Origin of the sequence: Limnohabitans sp., assembly GCF_044361985.1 — a bacterium.
Lineage (GTDB): Bacteria > Pseudomonadota > Gammaproteobacteria > Burkholderiales > Burkholderiaceae_C > Limnohabitans_A.
The window spans coordinates 1-16,770 of sequence record NZ_JBIKHV010000056.1 but is presented as its reverse complement, the minus strand read 5'-3'; the positions used below and the strand labels follow the sequence as shown (position 1 = coordinate 16,770).

At 61.4% G+C, this 16,770-nt stretch carries 17 protein-coding genes; 4 read left to right on the top strand and 13 right to left on the bottom strand.

Features of this window, described 5'->3' with window-relative positions:
* Positions 1–341, bottom strand: a 341-nt coding sequence (locus ACIQ3A_RS10230) for an FGGY family carbohydrate kinase (protein ID WP_396431638.1), incomplete at its 3' end; no start/stop codon positions are given.
* A 100-nt stretch (positions 342–441) separates the two neighbouring features.
* On the opposite strand from ACIQ3A_RS10230, the gene proC reads away from it, so the two are divergent.
* Positions 442–1,266 (top strand): pyrroline-5-carboxylate reductase, encoded by an 825-nt coding sequence (gene proC, locus ACIQ3A_RS10225; RefSeq protein WP_396431637.1) that lies wholly within the window; start codon positions 442–444, stop codon positions 1,264–1,266.
* A 63-nt stretch (positions 1,267–1,329) separates the two neighbouring features.
* Here the strand turns inward: proC and ubiA are convergent, their stop codons facing one another.
* Genes ubiA through recG form a run of 3 tightly spaced genes read right to left on the bottom strand, consistent with a single transcriptional unit; the run spans position 1,330 to position 5,256 of the window.
* The gene (ubiA, locus tag ACIQ3A_RS10220) at positions 1,330–2,187 is read right to left on the bottom strand and encodes a 4-hydroxybenzoate octaprenyltransferase (RefSeq protein WP_396431636.1); all 858 of its coding nucleotides are present in this window, start codon (positions 2,185–2,187) and stop codon (positions 1,330–1,332) included.
* A 21-nt stretch (positions 2,188–2,208) separates the two neighbouring features.
* A complete protein-coding gene (locus tag ACIQ3A_RS10215; protein WP_396431635.1) occupies positions 2,209–3,171 on the bottom strand; it encodes a LysR substrate-binding domain-containing protein in 963 nt (320 codons plus the stop codon).
* Positions 3,172–3,186: 15 nt separating this feature from the next.
* Entirely contained in the window at positions 3,187–5,256 is a 2,070-nt protein-coding gene (gene recG, locus ACIQ3A_RS10210) for an ATP-dependent DNA helicase RecG (RefSeq protein WP_396431634.1), read from the bottom strand.
* Positions 5,257–5,363: 107 nt separating this feature from the next.
* Between recG and queA the strand changes: the two genes are divergently transcribed.
* Positions 5,364–6,473 carry a tRNA preQ1(34) S-adenosylmethionine ribosyltransferase-isomerase QueA gene (gene queA, locus ACIQ3A_RS10205; RefSeq protein WP_396431633.1) on the top strand — a complete coding sequence of 370 codons (1,110 nt, stop codon included), beginning with the start codon at positions 5,364–5,366 and terminating at the stop codon, positions 6,471–6,473.
* On the opposite strand, the gene ACIQ3A_RS10200 is transcribed toward queA, so the two are convergent.
* Genes ACIQ3A_RS10200 through ACIQ3A_RS10190 form a run of 3 tightly spaced genes read right to left on the bottom strand, consistent with a single transcriptional unit; the run spans position 6,461 to position 8,527 of the window.
* Entirely contained in the window at positions 6,461–6,772 is a 312-nt protein-coding gene (locus ACIQ3A_RS10200; protein WP_396431632.1) for a non-heme iron oxygenase ferredoxin subunit, read from the bottom strand. The two genes, queA and ACIQ3A_RS10200, sit on opposite strands and share 13 nt — an antisense overlap.
* Before the next feature lie 13 nt (positions 6,773–6,785).
* Positions 6,786–7,259, bottom strand: coding sequence for an aromatic-ring-hydroxylating dioxygenase subunit beta (locus ACIQ3A_RS10195; protein ID WP_396431631.1), 474 nt, complete (start codon positions 7,257–7,259; stop codon positions 6,786–6,788).
* A gap of 2 nt (positions 7,260–7,261) precedes the next feature.
* The gene (locus ACIQ3A_RS10190; protein ID WP_396431630.1) at positions 7,262–8,527 is read right to left on the bottom strand and encodes an aromatic ring-hydroxylating dioxygenase subunit alpha; all 1,266 of its coding nucleotides are present in this window, start codon (positions 8,525–8,527) and stop codon (positions 7,262–7,264) included.
* Between the two features lie 137 nt (positions 8,528–8,664).
* Between ACIQ3A_RS10190 and ACIQ3A_RS10185 the strand changes: the two genes are divergently transcribed.
* Both ACIQ3A_RS10185 and tgt read left to right on the top strand, forming a co-directional pair.
* Positions 8,665–9,612, top strand: coding sequence for a LysR family transcriptional regulator (locus ACIQ3A_RS10185; RefSeq protein ID WP_396431629.1), 948 nt, complete (start codon positions 8,665–8,667; stop codon positions 9,610–9,612).
* A gap of 29 nt (positions 9,613–9,641) precedes the next feature.
* Entirely contained in the window at positions 9,642–10,838 is a 1,197-nt protein-coding gene (gene tgt / locus ACIQ3A_RS10180; RefSeq protein WP_396431628.1) for a tRNA guanosine(34) transglycosylase Tgt, read from the top strand.
* On the opposite strand, the gene ACIQ3A_RS10175 is transcribed toward tgt, so the two are convergent.
* The 6 genes from ACIQ3A_RS10175 to ACIQ3A_RS10150 all read right to left on the bottom strand — a co-directional run.
* Entirely contained in the window at positions 10,839–12,080 is a 1,242-nt protein-coding gene (locus ACIQ3A_RS10175; RefSeq protein WP_396431627.1) for an FIST N-terminal domain-containing protein, read from the bottom strand. It lies immediately after the preceding gene.
* Positions 12,077–12,829 (bottom strand): PhaM family polyhydroxyalkanoate granule multifunctional regulatory protein, encoded by a 753-nt coding sequence (locus ACIQ3A_RS10170; protein WP_396431626.1) that lies wholly within the window; start codon positions 12,827–12,829, stop codon positions 12,077–12,079. The genes ACIQ3A_RS10175 and ACIQ3A_RS10170 overlap by 4 nt, the downstream gene beginning before the upstream one ends.
* A 148-nt stretch (positions 12,830–12,977) precedes the next feature.
* On the bottom strand, positions 12,978–14,072 hold the full coding sequence (locus ACIQ3A_RS10165) for a sulfate/molybdate ABC transporter ATP-binding protein (RefSeq protein ID WP_396431625.1): 1,095 nt from the start codon (positions 14,070–14,072) through the stop codon (positions 12,978–12,980).
* A 23-nt stretch (positions 14,073–14,095) separates the two neighbouring features.
* Entirely contained in the window at positions 14,096–15,004 is a 909-nt protein-coding gene (gene cysW, locus ACIQ3A_RS10160) for a sulfate ABC transporter permease subunit CysW (protein WP_396431624.1), read from the bottom strand.
* The gene (gene cysT, locus ACIQ3A_RS10155; protein ID WP_396431623.1) at positions 15,001–15,864 is read right to left on the bottom strand and encodes a sulfate ABC transporter permease subunit CysT; all 864 of its coding nucleotides are present in this window, start codon (positions 15,862–15,864) and stop codon (positions 15,001–15,003) included. The genes cysW and cysT overlap by 4 nt, the downstream gene beginning before the upstream one ends.
* A gap of 9 nt (positions 15,865–15,873) precedes the next feature.
* On the bottom strand, positions 15,874–16,770 hold an 897-nt coding region (locus tag ACIQ3A_RS10150; RefSeq protein ID WP_396431622.1), incomplete at its 5' end, for a sulfate ABC transporter substrate-binding protein.

Here is a 16,770-nt window from a genome sequence, read left to right as displayed (position 1 = left end):
CGCAAGCCATCGCAAAACACGGCCGTGCGCCGATCCTGCCAAACGATGGCGGGCGCCACGGGCTCACCGGTCGCCCGGTCCCACAGCACCGTGGTTTCGCGCTGGTTGGTGATGCCCATGGCGCGCAATTGGCTGGCCTGGATGTTGGCGCGCGCCATGGCTTCCCGCATCACGGCCAATTGGCTTTGCCAAATCTCGCGGGCGTCATGCTCCACCCAGCCGGGCTGGGGGAAATGCTGGGCAAACTCACGTTGCGCCATGGCCACCACCTGGCCTGCACGGTTAAACACCACTGCCCGTGAGCTGGTCGTACCTTGGTCGATTGAAAGGATGTAGTCCATGCGCCAAGACTACCGCAAAGCGGTGCTCACAAACAGCGACAATTCCCCGATTGACCTTTTCATCCAGACATACCCGCGTTCTCCCCGGAGCCACACCAGCATGAGCAACACTTCACGACACATCGCCTTCATCGGTGGCGGCAACATGGCCAGCGCCATCATTGGCGGGCTGATCCGTCAGGGCATGCAGCCCACGCAGATCACCGTGGTTGAGCCCTTTGCCGAAACAGCCGCAAAACTGCTCAAGGACTTTGGCCTCACCGTTTTGCCCGCTGCAGGCGTTGCGCTGGCCCAAGCCGACCTGGTGGTCTGGGCGGTCAAACCGCAAATGTTCAGTGAAGCTGCTGCGCCCGTCATGCCGCACACCGGCAAGGCATTGCACCTGTCGGTGGCCGCAGGCATTCGCACCGACAGCATTTGCCGCTGGGTCGGCACCGACCGCGTGGTGCGCTGCATGCCCAACACCCCTGCGCTGGTGGGTCAGGGCATCACGGCGCTGTTTGCCTGCCCCGCCGTCACCCCTGACGACAAGGCGCTGGTGGCGCAAGTCATTGGCACCACGGGGCAAACCCTGTGGGTGCAACAAGAGTCGCAACTGGACGCTGTGACCGCCTTGTCGGGTTCTGGTCCAGCGTATGTGTTTTATTTTCTGGAGGCCATGACCGAGGCGGGTGTGGGCATGGGCCTGAGCGCAGATCAGGCCTACCAATTGGCCGTGGCCACATTTTCAGGCGCATCAGCTTTGGCCGCCGCATCGACCGAATCCCCCGAAGTGCTGCGCCAACGCGTGACCTCCAAAGGGGGCACCACCTTCGCGGCCATCAACGCCATGGAGGCCTCGGGCATGAAAGCCTCGTTTGTCAATGCCATGCAGGCGGCCGAGCAACGCGCACGCGAGTTGGGCGACGAATTCGGCAAAGCCTGAGCTGCGGGCTGGTCGCGGTGAACTTGGGGCGACAACGCGCCAAGTTGATCCGCAAGAAGGGCTTCAGCCCAAGCGGTAAGAGAGCACCACCCCGGCAAACACGCTGAACCCCAGCCAATGGTTCAACCGGAAAGCCTTGAAACAGCCTGCGCGGCTTCTGTCCTTGATCAACACGACATGCCAGACCACCTGCGCTGCAGCACCGGCCAGGCCCAGGGCAAACCACAAGCTTCGTGTGGGGGCGTCCAGCAAGGCCGCCCAAATGAACAGGTAGGCGCCATAAAAACCGGCAATGGCCGCCACATCCCAACGGCCCAGAGTGATGGCCGAAGTTTTCATGCCGATCTTCAAATCGTCATCGCGGTCCACCATGGCGTATTCGGTGTCGTAGGCCAGCACCCAAAACAGGTTGCCCAGCAACAAGCCCCAAGCCAGCAAGGGCACATGGCCTTGCACAGCAGCAAAGGCCATCGGAATGCCAAAGCTAAAGGCCACGCCCAGCACAGCTTGCGGCATGGACACATAACGCTTGGCATAGGGATACAGCAGCGTCACCCCCAGCGCTGCGAATGACCAGGCGATCGCGGCCTTGTTGGTCGTCAGCACCAGGCCGAATGCACACAGCGCCAGCACTGCCCCCACCAGCAGCGCCTCTTTCGTGCCGATGCGCCCGCTGGTCACTGGCCGATTGGCCGTGCGTTGGACATGTTTGTCAAAGTCACGGTCGGCCACATCGTTGACGCAGCACCCCGCACTGCGCATGAGGATGGTGCCCAAAGTGAACACTGCGATCAAATGCCAACCCGGAAAGCCCTCTGCAGCCACCCACAAAGCCGCCAAAGACGGCCACAGCAACAACAACCAGCCAGCAGGGCGGTTCCAGCGGATCAGGTCCAGATAAAGCTTGAGTTTCCTGGTCATGGCACCCAGCATTCAATGTTTTCAGGACAAGCGTGTCACGCCGGACAGCGGGCAGGCATAAATGGCATTTCGCACAGCGGCGATGGCTTCGTAGCGGGTGTAACTGCGGCGCCAGGCCAGCACCACACGGCGGGTGGGGGGCTTGCCGCCCGCCGGGTCCACGATGGGCAGGTAGCGCACGGGCGAATCGTGCCGCCCGCCTGAACGCTTTTGCACCGGCTTGAGTTCGGGGACCGACAAACGCGGCACCAAGGTCACCCCCATGCCTGCCGCCACCATGTGCTTGATGGTCTCCAGCGACGAGCCTTCAAAAGTCTTGCGGATGCCGTCTGTCTGGCTGGCGTAACGGGCAAATTCGGGGCACACCTCGAGCACATGGTCGCGAAAGCAATGCCCAGTGCCCAGCAACAGCATGGTTTCGTTTTTCAGCTGCTCGGGCGTGATGAAGGCTTGTTTGGCCAGGGGGTGGTTCAGGGGCAAGGCCGCCATGAAGGTCTCGTCGTACAAAGGCGCCACCGCCAGGCCTGATTCAGGAAAGGGCTCGGCCAGAATGGCGCAGTCGATCTCGCCGGTGCGCAGCATCTCCAGCAAGCGCACTGTGAAATTTTCTTGCAGCATCAGCGGCATTTGCGGGATGTCGGTGATGATCTGGCGCACCAGATCGGGCAGCAAATACGGCCCGATGGTGTAGATCACGCCCAGCCGCATGGTGCCCGCCAGGGGGTCTTTGCCGCGTTTGGCGATTTCCTTGATCTCGGCTGCTTGCTCCAGCACGCTTTGCGCCTGGCGCACGATCTCCTCGCCCAACTGGGTGACGGACACCTCGCTGGCGCTGCGCTCGAACAGCTTGACCGCCAACTCTTCTTCGAGTTTCTTGATGGCCAATGACAGCGTGGGCTGCGAGACAAAGCACGCTTCGGCGGCTTTGCCAAAGTGTTTTTCTCGGGCGACGGCCACAATGTATTTCAGTTCAGTCAGGGTCATGGCGGGTTCTCAGCGTCAGGCTTTCAGGTATTCAGATTTTCCACCCATCCAGCGGCCGATGTGGCGCTCAGCCAGTGGGGGGTGCAGGTCGAGCATTTGCGGGGCCAGTGCACGGGCCCATTCCAGCAAGTGACCATCGGTGTCCAGATCGGCAAAACGCAGCAAGGGCGCGCCCGACTGGCGTGCCCCCAAAAATTCTCCAGGCCCACGGATTTCCAGGTCACGCCGCGCGATCTCAAAACCATCGTTGGTCTCCACCATCGCCCGCAAACGCTCACGCGCCGTCTCGCTCAGCCGCCCACCCTCGGGTGTGCCATACAGCAGCACGCAGGCCGAGGCCGCAGCGCCTCGACCCACGCGGCCGCGCAACTGGTGCAACTGGGAAAGTCCAAAGCGCTCAGCGTGCTCAATCACCATCAAGGAAGCATTGGGCACATCCACCCCCACCTCGATCACCGTGGTGCTGACCAGCACGCCCATCTGGCCGGCGGTGAACAAGGCCATCACTGCCTTCTTTTCGGCCGCGGGCATGCGTGAATGCAGCAAGCCCACCATCACGCCCGGCAAGGCCTCGCTCAGGTCGGCATGGGTTTGGGTGGCGTTGGTCAAATCCAGCGCCTCACTCTCTTCGATCAGCGGACACACCCAATACACCTGCCGCCCCTCCTGCAGCTGGGCACCGATGCGCTCCACCACCTCGTGGCGGCGATGGTCTGACACCACCCGGGTCAAGATGGGCGTGCGGCCCGGGGGCAACTCGTCGATCACCGACACATCCAGGTCGGCGTAATAACTCATGGCGAGCGTGCGCGGAATGGGCGTGGCCGTCATCATCAGCATGTGCGGCTCCATGCCTTCAGCTTGCATCTTGCTGCGCAAGGCCAATCGCTGCGCCACCCCAAAGCGGTGCTGCTCGTCGATCACGGCCAGCGCCAGATTTTTGAACTTGACGTGCTCCTGAATCACCGCGTGCGTGCCCACCACCAGCGCGGCTTCACCCGACTCGATCAGCGCCAGCATGGTGGCGCGCTCTTTCTTTTTCTGGCTGCCAATCAGCCAGGCGACTTTCACGCCCAAAGGCTCCAGCCAGCCCACCAGCTTGGCAAAGTGCTGGGTGGCCAGGATTTCAGTGGGAGCCATCAGGGCGCACTGCCAGCCCGCATTGACCGCCACCATCGCGGCCAATGCGGCCACCACGGTTTTGCCAGAGCCCACATCGCCTTGCAGCAAGCGATGCATCGGTACATGACGGGCGAGATCTTGGGCAATCTCCTGCCCCACGCGTTGCTGGGCATTCGTCAGGCCAAAAGGCAGGGCCGCCAGCAACTGGCCATACAGGCCATCGGCCTTGAGCTTGAGGGCCGGGGCACGCAATAAATCGCGTTCGCGCTTGGCCGTGAGCTGGGACAACTGCTGCGCCAGCAACTCCTCGCATTTGAGGCGAATCCAGGCCGGGTGGCTGCGGTCTTCCAGCGCCGCCAGTGACACATCGGGCGTGGGGTGGTGCAAAAACTGCAAGGCATCGCGCAATGCCCAAGACCCGCGCGGGTCGGGCCAGCCGATGCCCTGGGGCAGGGTTTCACTCAGGTCAGCGTGGTTCAAGCCGGTGATCACGGCCCGGCGCAAATAAGCCTGGGCCAGACCCGCCACGGTCGAATAAACCGGCGTCAAGGCTTCGGCCAGGTTGCCCCCCGCCGCCTTGAAACTCGGGTGCATCATGGTCAGCCCCATGAAACCGCCCTTGACCTCGCCGCGCGCACGGATGCGGTTGCCCACCGCCAGCGCTTTTTGGTGCGAAGGGTAAAAGCTGAAGAAGCGCATCACGCAGGTGTCTGAGCCATCGTCCACCGTCACCAGCAACTGGCGCCGCGGCCGCAGCGTGATCTCGCAGGCCGTCACCGTCGCCTCGATCTGCGCCACATCACCCTCGCGGGCATCACGCAGCTTGACGATGCGCGTCTCGTCTTCGTAGCGCAGCGGCAAATGCAGCGCCAGATCAATGTCACGCACCAGGCCGAGCTTGATCAACGCCTTTTGGGGAGCGGAGAGCGTTTTGGCGGGCTTGGGTGGAGACGAGGCTGGCATGGACTGATTGTGCCGCGAGTGCCTGCGCTCGGAGCGGTCTTAGCAAGATATCCTTCAGGCAAAATGCTGGTCTTCCCTATTGTTCGGGCCTGTCCAGCCCATGCACCATGTCTTCTTCTGCCTCCCCCAGCGCGCCCCGCGCCTTCACGCTCAGCGATTTCGACTTTGCGCTGCCCCCCGAACTGATTGCCCAGCACCCCGCCGCCGAACGCAGCGGCTCGCGTTTGCTGGACGGCTCATCGCCCACGGTGGTGAACCGAATCTTTCATGAACTGCCTGGCTTGCTTAAATCTGGCGACCTGCTGGTGTTCAACGACACCAAGGTGGTCAAGGCGCGCATCTTTGGCGAGAAGGCTTCGGGCGGCAAGCTGGAGCTGCTGATCGAGCGCGTGCTGCCCGGCCACGAGGTGGTGGCGCACATGAAGGTCAGCAAAAAACCGCTGTTGGGCGGCAAGATGTTCATGGCGGGAGGTGCCCGCCACGGCGGGTTTGATGCCGTACTGCTCGGCCGCTGGCCCGATGCCAACGGCCAGCTGTTTCACCTGAAATTGAGCGACGAGCCGCATGCGCTGATGGAAAAGCACGGCGTGGTGCCACTGCCGCCTTACATCGAGCGCCCTGCAGGCACTGCCGATCACGCTGACACCCAAGAAGACGCCGAACGCTACCAAACTGTTTTTGCGCGCGCCCCCGGCGCGGTGGCAGCGCCCACAGCGGCGCTGCATTTTGACGAAGGTGTATTGGCCGCCCTGGCCGCGCAAGGTGTGCAGACCGCCAGCGTGACCTTGCACGTGGGTGCCGGCACCTTCCAGCCCGTCAAGACCGAAAACATTGCCGATCACACCATGCACCGCGAGTGGTACGAAGTGCCCGAAGCCACGCAGCAAGCCATTGCAGCGTGCAAGGCGCGGGGCGGCCAGGTGTTGGCGGTGGGCACGACCACTGTGCGCACGCTGGAGTCATGGGCTAAATCAGGCCAGGCCAGCGGCGACACGCAGATTTTCATCACGCCGGGCTTTGAGTTCAAAGTGGTGGACCACCTCATCACCAACTTCCATTTGCCCAAAAGCACGCTGATGATGCTGGTCAGCGCCTTTGCGGGCTATGAGCACATCATGGGCCTGTACCGACACGCGATTGCAAACCAGTACCGCTTTTTCAGCTACGGGGATGCGATGCTGCTCAGCAGAACACCCGCCCAGGTTCAGGCCAGCTGAAGAAAAACACGTCCCTCTTCGATCTTCACGGGCCAGGATTTGACCGGCTCGGTCGCCGGGCCGCAGCTCACGCTGCCGTCGCGCAGGCTGAATTGGGCCTGGTGGAAGGGGCATTCCACGTTGTGCCCTTCCACAAAACCATCGCACAGTTTGGCGTTGCCGTGGGTGCACAGGTTGTTGATGGCAAAGACCTCGCCCTCTACGCTGAACAAGGCGATGTCCTGCCCCTCGGGTGCCACGGCAATGCCTGCGCCTTCAAACAAATCGGCCTCAGCGGCCACGTCGATCCAAGCGGTCATAAGAAGCTCAATTTCAGATGGGGTAGATGATGGCGTTGGGGATCATTTCGCTGTCGTACACACACAAGCGCTCGGCAAACTTCAGGCCTTCAGGGGTTTGCACGATGGTGTCGATGTAGCGACCCACGTTGAACACCGTGCTTTCCTTGTCGAGTTTGGTGCGGAACACGGCGTAGTTGGCCTCGCTGTGGATGCGGCCGTCTTCAAGCTTGCGCACCACGGGCGCGCCCACCACGTGCCGCTGGTAATAGGGGTCGTGGTACAGCGTTTCCTGGATGCCGTACACGCGGTCCTTGAGCATGCCCTTGCTGGTGAAAGACAAGGTACACAAAGGAAAGCCGCGCTCAAAATTCTCTCGCGGCTGCAGTTTGTACACGCACTGCTCGGTGAAAAACTCGGGCCACAAATCCCAGTGGCCGCTGTCCACGGCCAGGGCGTAATCGGCATACAAGCGGCTCAAGGCCATGTGGGTTTCAAAGTTCACCATCATCAAGCCTCCATCACTTTGCGCCAGTAGGCGTACATGCCCCGGATCAGGGTCTCGGTCACCATGTGGTCGGCCTCGGCCACATCGCGTCCGCCCAGTTCCACCAGCATGCGGTGCTCGGGTTTGGTCTCAAAGGCTTGCTGCGAGAACTCGATCACCTCGCCATCGTCAGCGCTGACAAAACCGGCCGGGCCAAACAGGTTGGACTGGCGCAGGCGGCGCTCGTGCATCTCGGGCGTGTCGTCTTCAAAGCCGAAATGCGTCCAGACAAAATCAAATGCGCCATGCCCATCAGGCTGGATGTGGCGGGTGGACACGCTGTTGACCTGCTGCTGAAAAATCACGCTGGGAAACAGCGTCATCATCACCGCCGAGGGCACCTGATCACCCAGGCGCCACCAGTCCTCGGGCACGATGTCCAGAAAGCTCGGGTCGTTGAGTTGCATGCTCTCCTTGAAGCTGCTGACTTGCGTGACCTGAGACGCCGCACCCGTGGCCTGGCCCGCGCTGCCGCGGGTCGAGATCATGGCCGCATGGCGGTGGTGTGCGTCCATGCGCAACTCACTTTTGTTATCGGCACGCCAAAGGCCAAAGGTCACAAACCAAGTGTGCAGTAACCCGGGGTGATAGGGGTCCTTGATGTTTTCCTGCATCAGCTTCCAGTTGCCCGGAATCCGCTGCCGGTTGTAGCCCAGCACCACCAGCTTGCGCCCATTGAACAGGCGATCAAAGTAACGCAGGATGGTCGGGCCCATGAAGTCTTCGAGCGACTCCACCTCGTGGTCAAACGAAGCAAACACCACGCCGCCGCGCGTCGCCACTTTCAGGGCCGTCAGGCCGTGGTCTTTGGGGTCAAAGTCGGCCGGCATGCCGCCGTTGATCTTGCCGTCTTGCCGCACGCCGCGCCGAAACGGCACCCCCTGCAAGTCGCCTCTGAGGTTGTAGCTCCACTGGTGATAGGGGCAGACAAACTCTTTCTTGTTGCCATGGCGCTCGCGGCAAAACTGCATGCCCCGGTGCGCGCAGACGTTTTCGACCACATGGATCTGCCCGTCGTCGCCGCGCGTCATGATGACCGAGCGCTCGCCCACCACGCTGCGCTTGAAGTCGCCGGGGTTAGCAATCTCGGCCTCCAGGCCCACATAGCTCCAGTGGCTCTTATAAAAGAAACGCTCCAGCTCCTTCTTGTGCCGGTCTTCGTCGGTGTACACGGCAAACGGGATGCGGCTGGTACCGTCCGTTTCCCAGTGAATGGCTTGTTCGCGCATGGTGTCTCCTCGAGTTAGGCTTTGGCTCGCCCAATGCTTGCAATGATGTACATCATGTCGGGACCATCGAATTCAGTAAATCGAAATTCAAAGATAATCGTTATTCGAATTTCAAATAAAGCATCCTGATCCCCCCCATGGAACTCGCCCGCCTCGACCTGAACCTGCTGCTGGTCTTTCATCACCTGCTGCGCGAAAAGCGGGTCTCGGCTGTGGCCACGGTGCTGGGCATGAGCCAGCCCGCCGTCAGCAGTGCCCTGGGCCGCCTGCGCACCCACCTGGACGACGAGCTGTTTTTGCGCACCCAGCACGGCATGGCGCCCACGCCCTACGCCCTGCAACTGGCCGAACCCGTGGCCATGGCGCTCGATGGCTTGCAACAAGCGCTCAATGTGCGCGCTTCGTTTGACCCCGCCACCAGCCAGCGCAGCTTTACCCTGGCCATGACCGACGTGGGCGAGATGTATTTTCTGCCCGTGCTGATGGACGCACTGGCCCAGTCCGCCCCCGGGGTCACGCTCAAGGTGGTCGCCGTGACCAGCGCCATGCTGGGGGCAGACATGGCGTCTGGCCGCACCGACCTGGCGCTGGGCCTGCTGCTCCAACTGCAAGCGGGGTTTTTCCAGCAAGCGCTATTTCGCCAGCCCTATGTGTGCCTGATGCGCGAAGGCCATCCGCTGGCTGCGCTGACCAGCCTGAGCTTGTCCGACTTTGCCGGCGCCAGCCATGTTCGCGTGATCGCCGCTGGCACGGGCCACGGCCGAGTGGACGACGCACTGAGTGAAGCCCTGGCACGCCACGGCCTGCAGCGGCGCATTCGTCTCACGGTGCCGCACTACGTGGCCCTGGGTGATGTGCTCGGCCACTCCGACCTGATCGCCACCGTGCCCGAACGGTTTGCACAGCGCGTCACCGCCCCCTTTGCCCTGAGCACCCGCCCCTTGCCGCTGCCAGTCGACGGCAGCGTGATTCACCAGTTCTGGCATGCACGGCTGCACAAAGACCCGGGGCACCAGTGGTTGCGTGGGGTGGTGGCGCAATGCTTTGGCGACCCGGGGGCACCTGCACCCGCTGTGGCCGTCTGAGCAGGCCCGGCCCTCCTACAATCCCCCCCATGCTTCAATTTGACCTGCTCAAAACCGACCCGTCCAGCCACGCCCGACGCGGCACACTGACCTTGAACCATGGCGTGGTGCAAACCCCCATCTTCATGCCGGTGGGCACTTACGGCACCGTCAAGGGCGTGATGCCGCGCAGCCTGCACGAGATGGGCGCGCAGATCATTCTGGGCAACACCTTTCACCTGTGGATGCGCCCTGGGCGGGACATCATGGAAAGCTTTGGCGGTCTGCACCAGTTCGAGAAATGGGACAAACCGATCCTGACCGACTCGGGCGGATTTCAGGTCTGGTCGTTGGGCGACATGCGCAAGATCACCGAAGAAGGCGTGACCTTTGCTTCGCCCGTGAACGGCGACAAACTGTTCATGTCGCCAGAGGTGAGCATGCAGATTCAAACGACGCTGAATTCGGACATCGTGATGCAGCTCGACGAGTGCACACCCTACGAGACCAAGGGGCACCTGACCACCGAAGCCGAAGCGCGCAAGTCGATGGAGATGAGCCGCCGCTGGGCCGTGCGCAGCCAAGACGAATTTGCCCGACTGGAAAACCCCAACGCCCTGTTTGGCATCGTGCAGGGCGGCATGTTTGAAAACCTGCGCCAGGAATCGCTGGATGCACTGGTGGAGATGAATTTTCCCGGCTATGCCGTCGGTGGCGTCAGCGTGGGCGAGCCCAAAGAGCAAATGCTGCAAATCATGGCGCACACGCCGCACCGCCTGCCCGCAAACAAGCCGCGCTACCTGATGGGCGTGGGCACGCCCGAAGATTTGGTGCAAGGCGTGGCCGATGGCGTAGACATGTTTGACTGCGTGATGCCCACCCGCAATGCCCGCAACGGCACGGTGTTCACCCGCTTTGGCGACCTGAAACTGCGCAACGCCCGACACAAGATCGACCCGCAACCGCTGGACACGTCCTGCACCTGCTACGCCTGCGCGGGCAATCCTGTCGACGCGGCATCCGGCTCCGGCGGTGTGTCTTGGGACCAGGGCGGACGGGGCGGTTTCAGCCGCGCCTACCTGCACCACCTGGACCGCTGCGGTGAAATGCTCGGCCCGATGTTGACCACCATCCACAACCTGCATTACTACCTGAACCTGATGCGCGAAGTGCGCGAATCGCTGGACGCGGGGCAGTTCAGCGCATTCCGGGCGCAGTTCAAGACGGACCGCGCACGCGGCGTGTGATCAATCGGTGGTGAACACCGTCAGCACCCCGGTATAGCCATACAACTGGTTGTGCGCAATCTCTCCGGCGGCGAAAAAACCCACCAAGGGCACATCGCCCAAGGCATGTCGGATGATCTGCATCTCGGCGCTCGGCCCCCCAAAGTGCGGGCCACCCCGCCCTGTGCAGCTGACATACACCGCACCGGCGATGCGTTTGCCGGTCTGCGGCAAGGTCAGCACCGGGTCATCGCTCAAGGCATTGATGGCCTCAATGGACAGCATTTCGGGTTCGAGTTCTTCACGGATTTCAGCGCACACGCGCATCAGATCGGCCCGGGCAGACTGCACATCGCGGCGACAAAGCGTCAGCCGCATGCCCGCCTGCATGTTGCCGGCAACGACCACCCCCAGTCGCGTCGGGTCAAGGCCCACGATGTGGCGGACCCGCACATCACCGCCCAAATGCCCCGTGCGACCCGCGCTGGCTTGCCCAGCCGGGCTCAAGCCGACCAAGGTGGTGCGAACCACGGCAATGGCTTTTTGGGGTTCGCTCAATGAAATGTCCAGATCGGTCAACAACACATCCAGCGCAGGGACGCCATTGAGCTTGAGCACCACTTGCTGGTCCACCTCGGTGATTTCGCGCTCAAGGGACACGGGTTGACACCCCTGGGTGACACGGGACAGCAGGCCCACCCCAGGCGCAAACGCCACACCACTCAAGCCACCCTCCAAAACACCGCCATCGGTCAGGCTCTGCCCGTCCTTGACGGCAAACTGCACGCTGCGGGTGCGGCTGGAGGTGAGGCCACCAAACAAGTATCCCTTTTGCGTGCGCCCGGCCATCTCGCTGATCAACTCGGTCAATTCAGGCGTGGAAGGGTCGGCATGCACCAGCGCCACATCGGCCAAGGCACTTGCCGGCAGGGGGGCCAGTCCAGAGAACACGCGGTATTGGTCTGGCGGCAAATCACACAGCATCAGCGCCATGGCGGGTTCGTCAAAATATTCGGCGTTGTTGACCGCCAGCCCCACTCCCACGGTGCCCACCCAATCGGTTACGGCGGGCAACTCCTGGCGCAGATGGTCAAGAATGGCTTGCGCCTGGCCTGCATAGTGATCGGTGATGTAAAGCAGCGCCAAACGGGGGGAGCGGGCGTACTCGGGCAAACTCATCTGGGCCCGCAATTGGGCCAGCACCAGACCTGCGGCCATCAGCCACTGCGGGTGGGTGGCATGGCCATAGGGAAACAGCTTCATGGGACTGCGCGCTTCCTGGCTGCCGGGCGTGCCGCCGACTTGGCTGCAGCGGGTGAGGCTGGCTTGGCTGCGGCTTTGGTCGGGGCTTTCGGGGTCGCCTTGGGCTTGCTTTTGCCGCCACGCTGGATGTCCGTTTTGGCACCCGTTTTGGCGGCTTTCTTGACAGCCACACCAGCCTTCATCGCCTCACCGGCAACGTCCTTCATAGCCGCTGCGGCAATGCCTTGAAATTGCTGGGTCAAAGCCCCCCACCATTGCATCGGGTCAACGGCGGGCTTGTCGCTGGCGGCTTCAGAGGCCGCTTGCGGAGCAGGGGCAGGCTCGGCCTGTGGCACCGGCTTGGGCCCAGTCTCAGGCTTGGGCTTGGTTGAAAAAATCGAAGCTTTCGGCGCGGGTGCGGCTTCAGGTGCAGCCTCTGGCGTGGGCGGCTTGGCCGTGAAAGCTTTGGCCAGATCGGCCATGTTCACGTTCATGCTTTGCAAGGTGGACAAGGTCATTTTTTGCACCTCCATCGCCTGGATGGTGGCCTTGAGCGCCGTGGCGTTTTGGTCCAGCCAGAACTGCACGGCTTTGAGCTCCTGAATGCGCTTGTCGATTTCTTCGATGCTCAGAGTAGGCGCAATCCAGCTGGACATGCCCGGCACAGCACCCGCGGCGGGTGCCGCCTGAGCCGCCGTTTTGGACAGGTTTTGCAAAAAGTCAAAACCGGGGACGAATTGGCCAAAGCCGAAAGCCGATGTGCCGCTCATGCTTGTCTCCTGATGAAGTGCAGCGCAAAGCTTACTCGAAGACGCCCTGTTTCGCTGCCCACAAAATCAGATGCTCGTTGAACGATCGCTTGGAACTTTCTGCATGTGCATTTCTAAATTCACGAGGCGCACCGGTCGCGCACCGCGGTCATGCCTCCACAAACACCCGCGCCTTGCGTGGCGACAGCACCAAGGTCTCACCTTCTTTGAAGTCTTGCTGACGGTATTGCGATGCCGGCAACTGCGCTTCAATGATGGCGTCCTTGCCAAACATGCCCGCTTCAACAGACTCCAATTCCAGACGCGCCACGGGCCCCACCACGATGACACGGGTTAGCTTGGCCACGATGCCCGCATTGGCTGCACCCGGCGTGTAGCGGGTCACATCCAGATCATGCGGACGCACATAGGCAAAAGCCTTGGCATCTTGAACCTGACCGTGCTCGGGGCTGTCCAGGCGTATGGCGTGCTGATCAGCGCCAATCAGCATCACGCCTTCATGGGCACGGCCATGGAACAAATTCACATCGCCCAAAAAACCATACACAAACGGACTGGCTGGGTGATCCCACACCTCTTGCGGCGAACCGATTTGCTCAATGTGGCCTTTGTTCATCAGCACCACCCGGTCGGCCACTTCCAGCGCCTCTTCCTGGTCATGGGTCACAAAAATACTGGTCACATGCAGTTCGTCGTGCAGTCGACGCAACCATCGGCGCAACTCCTTGCGCACCTTGGCGTCCAGCGCGCCAAACGGCTCGTCCAGCAGCAGCACCTTGGGCTCGACGGCCAGGGCTCGGGCCAGTGCGATGCGTTGGCGCTGCCCACCCGAGAGTTGCGATGGGTAACGTTCAGCCAACCCATCGAGCTGAACCAAAGCCAGCAGCTCATGCACCTTGCGTTGGATCTCCGATTCGCTCGGTCGTTCTTTGCGCGGTTTGACACGCAAACCAAACGCCACGTTCTCGAACACCGTCATGTGGCGAAACAAGGCGTAGTGCTGAAACACAAAACCGACCTGGCGTTCGCGCACGTGCACATGGGTGGTGTCTGCACCACTGAAGGCAATCGTGCCTTGGTCAGCCGTTTCCAGGCCGGCGATGATGCGCAGCAGCGTGGTTTTTCCGCAGCCTGATGGCCCCAACAGGGCCACCAACTCGCCAAAATCGATGTCAAGACTGACATTGTTCAGCGCGGTGAAGTCGCCAAACTGCTTGTGGACATTTCGGATTTCGATGCTCATGGTTCAAATGCTTTCCGTCGGATTCAAACGACTGCGTCAGGAGTCAATGCCAAAGGCCGCTCGGGCGGGGTGTTGGCAGCGGCTTTGCTTTCCTGCTCGTGCCGCCACTCAATCACCGACTTGATGCCCAAGGTCACCAGTGCCAGCAAAGCCAGCAGAGAGGCCACAGCAAACGCGGCCACCGACTGGTATTCGTTGTACAAAATTTCCACGTGCAGCGGCATGGTGTTGGTTTGCCCCCGGATGTGCCCTGACACCACCGACACGGCGCCAAACTCACCCATGGCGCGGGCATTGCACAAGATCACGCCATACAACAGGCCCCATTTGATGTTGGGCAAGGTGACGCGCCAGAAAGTCTGCCAGCCCGTAGCACCCAACACAATGGCGGCCTGCTCTTCGTCACTGCCTTGTGCTTGCATGAGCGGAATCAGCTCGCGCGCGATGAACGGAAAAGTCACGAACACCGTCGCCAAAATGATGCCAGGCACGGCAAACACGATCTTGATGTCGTGCGCCTGCAGCCAAGGGCCAAACCAGCCTTGCGCACCGAACATCAGCACATAGATCAAACCGGCCACCACCGGCGACACCGAAAACGGCAAGTCCACCAGCGTGGTCAAGAGCGACTTGCCCTTGAACTCGTATTTGGCAATTGCCCAGGCCGCAGCCACACCAAACACCAGGTTCATGGGCACCGCAATGGCAGCGGTGATCAGCGTCAGGCGAATGGCCGACCAGGCATCGGGTTCTTTGAGCGCTTCAAAGTACGCGTCCAGTCCTTTGCGCAAGGCTTCGGTAAAGACTGCTGCCAGTGGCAAGACCAGAAACAAGAACATGAAGCCCAGCGCCAGCCCGATCAGGCTGCAGCGGATCCAGCGCGCCTCGGTGGTGACCGCCTGGACTTTTTTGGAGGTCCGCGCGTTGCTCATACAGGGGCTCCTGAACGGCGACGCTGCCAGGTCTGTAGCGCGTTGATGATGAGCAGCAATACAAAGGAGAACATCAGCATGACCAGTGCCACAGCCGTGGCGCCCGCATAGTCGTATTGCTCGAGCTTGCCGATGATGATGAGGGGCGTGATCTCGGACACCATGGGCATGTTGCCCGCAATGAAGATGACCGAGCCGTATTCACCAATGGCACGGGCAAAGGCCATGGCAAAGCCCGTCAGCAGAGCCGGCGCAATGGTCGGAAAAATCACCTTGCTGAAAGTTTGCCAGCGTGTCGCACCCAGGCAGGTCGCGGCTTCCTCAAGTTCTTTTTCGGTGTCCTCCAGTACGGGCTGGACCGTGCGAACCACAAAAGGCAAGCCAATGAAGATCAGCGCAATCACCACCCCGTTGGCATTGAAAGCCAGCACGATGCCCATGGGCTCCAGATATTGGCCCACCCAGCCATTGCCAGCCAGCAATGCCGTGAGCGAGATGCCCGCCACCGCTGTGGGCAAGGCAAAGGGCAAATCCACCAGGGCATCGACGATCTTTTTGCCAAAGAAGTCATAGCGCACCAGCACCCAAGCCACCAGCAAGCCAAACACCACATTCACCAGCGCAGCGATCAGCGACGCGCCAAAGGTCAGCCGATAAGACGCCATGACGCGAGGCCCGGTGACGGCGGCCCAAAACTGGTCCCAGGTCAGGGTGAAGGTTTTGAAGACGAGCGCCGACAAGGGGATCAACACAATCAGGCTCAGGTAAAAAATGGTGAAGCCCAGGGTCAGGTTGAACCCGGGCAACACTTTGGCTGGCGCCCGCCGTTTGGCGGGCGCCGCAATGGACAGTGCAGTCATGGCGGGAACTTATTTGACGGTGTAGATTTTGTCGAACTGGCCGCCATCGTTGAAGTGAAGCTTCTGGGCTTCGGCAAAAGAGCCGAAGACTTCGTTCACCGTGAACAACTGGATCAGCTTGAAAGTCTTGCTGTATTTCTTGAGCACAGGTTGTGAACGGGGACGCAAGGCATGCTTGGCAGCGATCTCTTGCGCCTCTTCGGAGTTCAGGTAATCCAAGTATTCCTTGGCCAATGCGCCGGTGCCCTTTTTGGCCACAGTGCGCTCGACCACGGCCACCGGGTTTTCGGCCACGATGCTGATGGACGGATGCACCAAATCCACCTTGCCCTCGCCAAATTCACGGTCCACCGAAACGACTTCGGACTCAAACGTCACCAACACATCGCCAATGTTGCGCTGCAAGAAGATGGTGGTGGCATCGCGCCCGCCCTTGGCCAGCACCGGTACGTTTTTGTAGAGCTTGCCCACAAAGTCGGCCGCATCGGCGTCAGAGCCGCCCTTCTTCTTCACGTAGCCCCAGGCCGCCAGATAGGCCATGCGGCCATTGCCCCCGGTTTTGGGATTGACCACAATGACCTTGATGCCGGGCTTGACCAGATCGTCCCAATCCTTGATGCCCTTGGGGTTGCCATTGCGCGTGAGGAACAACATGGTCGAGGTGGTAGGCGATGCGCTGTGCGGAAAACGCTTGCTCCAGTCCTTGGCCACCACCCCTGTGCTCGCCAAAAAACCTACATCGGTGGTGGTGTTCATGCTCACCACATCGGCGTCCAGACCGTCGTTGACCGCGCGGGCCTGGGCGCTTGAGCCGCCGTGGGCCTGGTCGATCTTGATGTCTTTGCCGGTGGTCTTTTTGTAATGGGCGATGAACGCAGCGTTGTAGTCCTTGTAGAACTCCCGGGC

Bases quoted from the DNA above. Each gene is read 5' to 3' on its own strand.
- ACIQ3A_RS10170 (WP_396431626.1), bottom strand. From the start codon at position 12,829: ATGAGCGGCACATCGGCTTTCGGCTTTGGCCAATTCGTCCCCGGTTTT.
- ubiA (WP_396431636.1), bottom strand. From the start codon at position 2,187: ATGACCAGGAAACTCAAGCTTTATCTGGACCTGATCCGCTGGAACCGC.
- ACIQ3A_RS10200 (WP_396431632.1), bottom strand. From the start codon at position 6,772: ATGACCGCTTGGATCGACGTGGCCGCTGAGGCCGATTTGTTTGAAGGC.
- ACIQ3A_RS10195 (WP_396431631.1), bottom strand. From the start codon at position 7,259: ATGGTGAACTTTGAAACCCACATGGCCTTGAGCCGCTTGTATGCCGAT.
- ACIQ3A_RS10190 (WP_396431630.1), bottom strand. From the start codon at position 8,527: ATGCGCGAACAAGCCATTCACTGGGAAACGGACGGTACCAGCCGCATC.
- proC (WP_396431637.1), top strand. From the start codon at position 442: ATGAGCAACACTTCACGACACATCGCCTTCATCGGTGGCGGCAACATG.
- queA (WP_396431633.1), top strand. From the start codon at position 5,364: ATGTCTTCTTCTGCCTCCCCCAGCGCGCCCCGCGCCTTCACGCTCAGC.
- ACIQ3A_RS10185 (WP_396431629.1), top strand. From the start codon at position 8,665: ATGGAACTCGCCCGCCTCGACCTGAACCTGCTGCTGGTCTTTCATCAC.
- cysT (WP_396431623.1), bottom strand. From the start codon at position 15,864: ATGACTGCACTGTCCATTGCGGCGCCCGCCAAACGGCGGGCGCCAGCC.
- recG (WP_396431634.1), bottom strand. From the start codon at position 5,256: ATGCCAGCCTCGTCTCCACCCAAGCCCGCCAAAACGCTCTCCGCTCCC.
- ACIQ3A_RS10165 (WP_396431625.1), bottom strand. From the start codon at position 14,072: ATGAGCATCGAAATCCGAAATGTCCACAAGCAGTTTGGCGACTTCACC.
- tgt (WP_396431628.1), top strand. From the start codon at position 9,642: ATGCTTCAATTTGACCTGCTCAAAACCGACCCGTCCAGCCACGCCCGA.
- cysW (WP_396431624.1), bottom strand. From the start codon at position 15,004: ATGAGCAACGCGCGGACCTCCAAAAAAGTCCAGGCGGTCACCACCGAG.
- ACIQ3A_RS10175 (WP_396431627.1), bottom strand. From the start codon at position 12,080: ATGAAGCTGTTTCCCTATGGCCATGCCACCCACCCGCAGTGGCTGATG.
- ACIQ3A_RS10215 (WP_396431635.1), bottom strand. From the start codon at position 3,171: ATGACCCTGACTGAACTGAAATACATTGTGGCCGTCGCCCGAGAAAAA.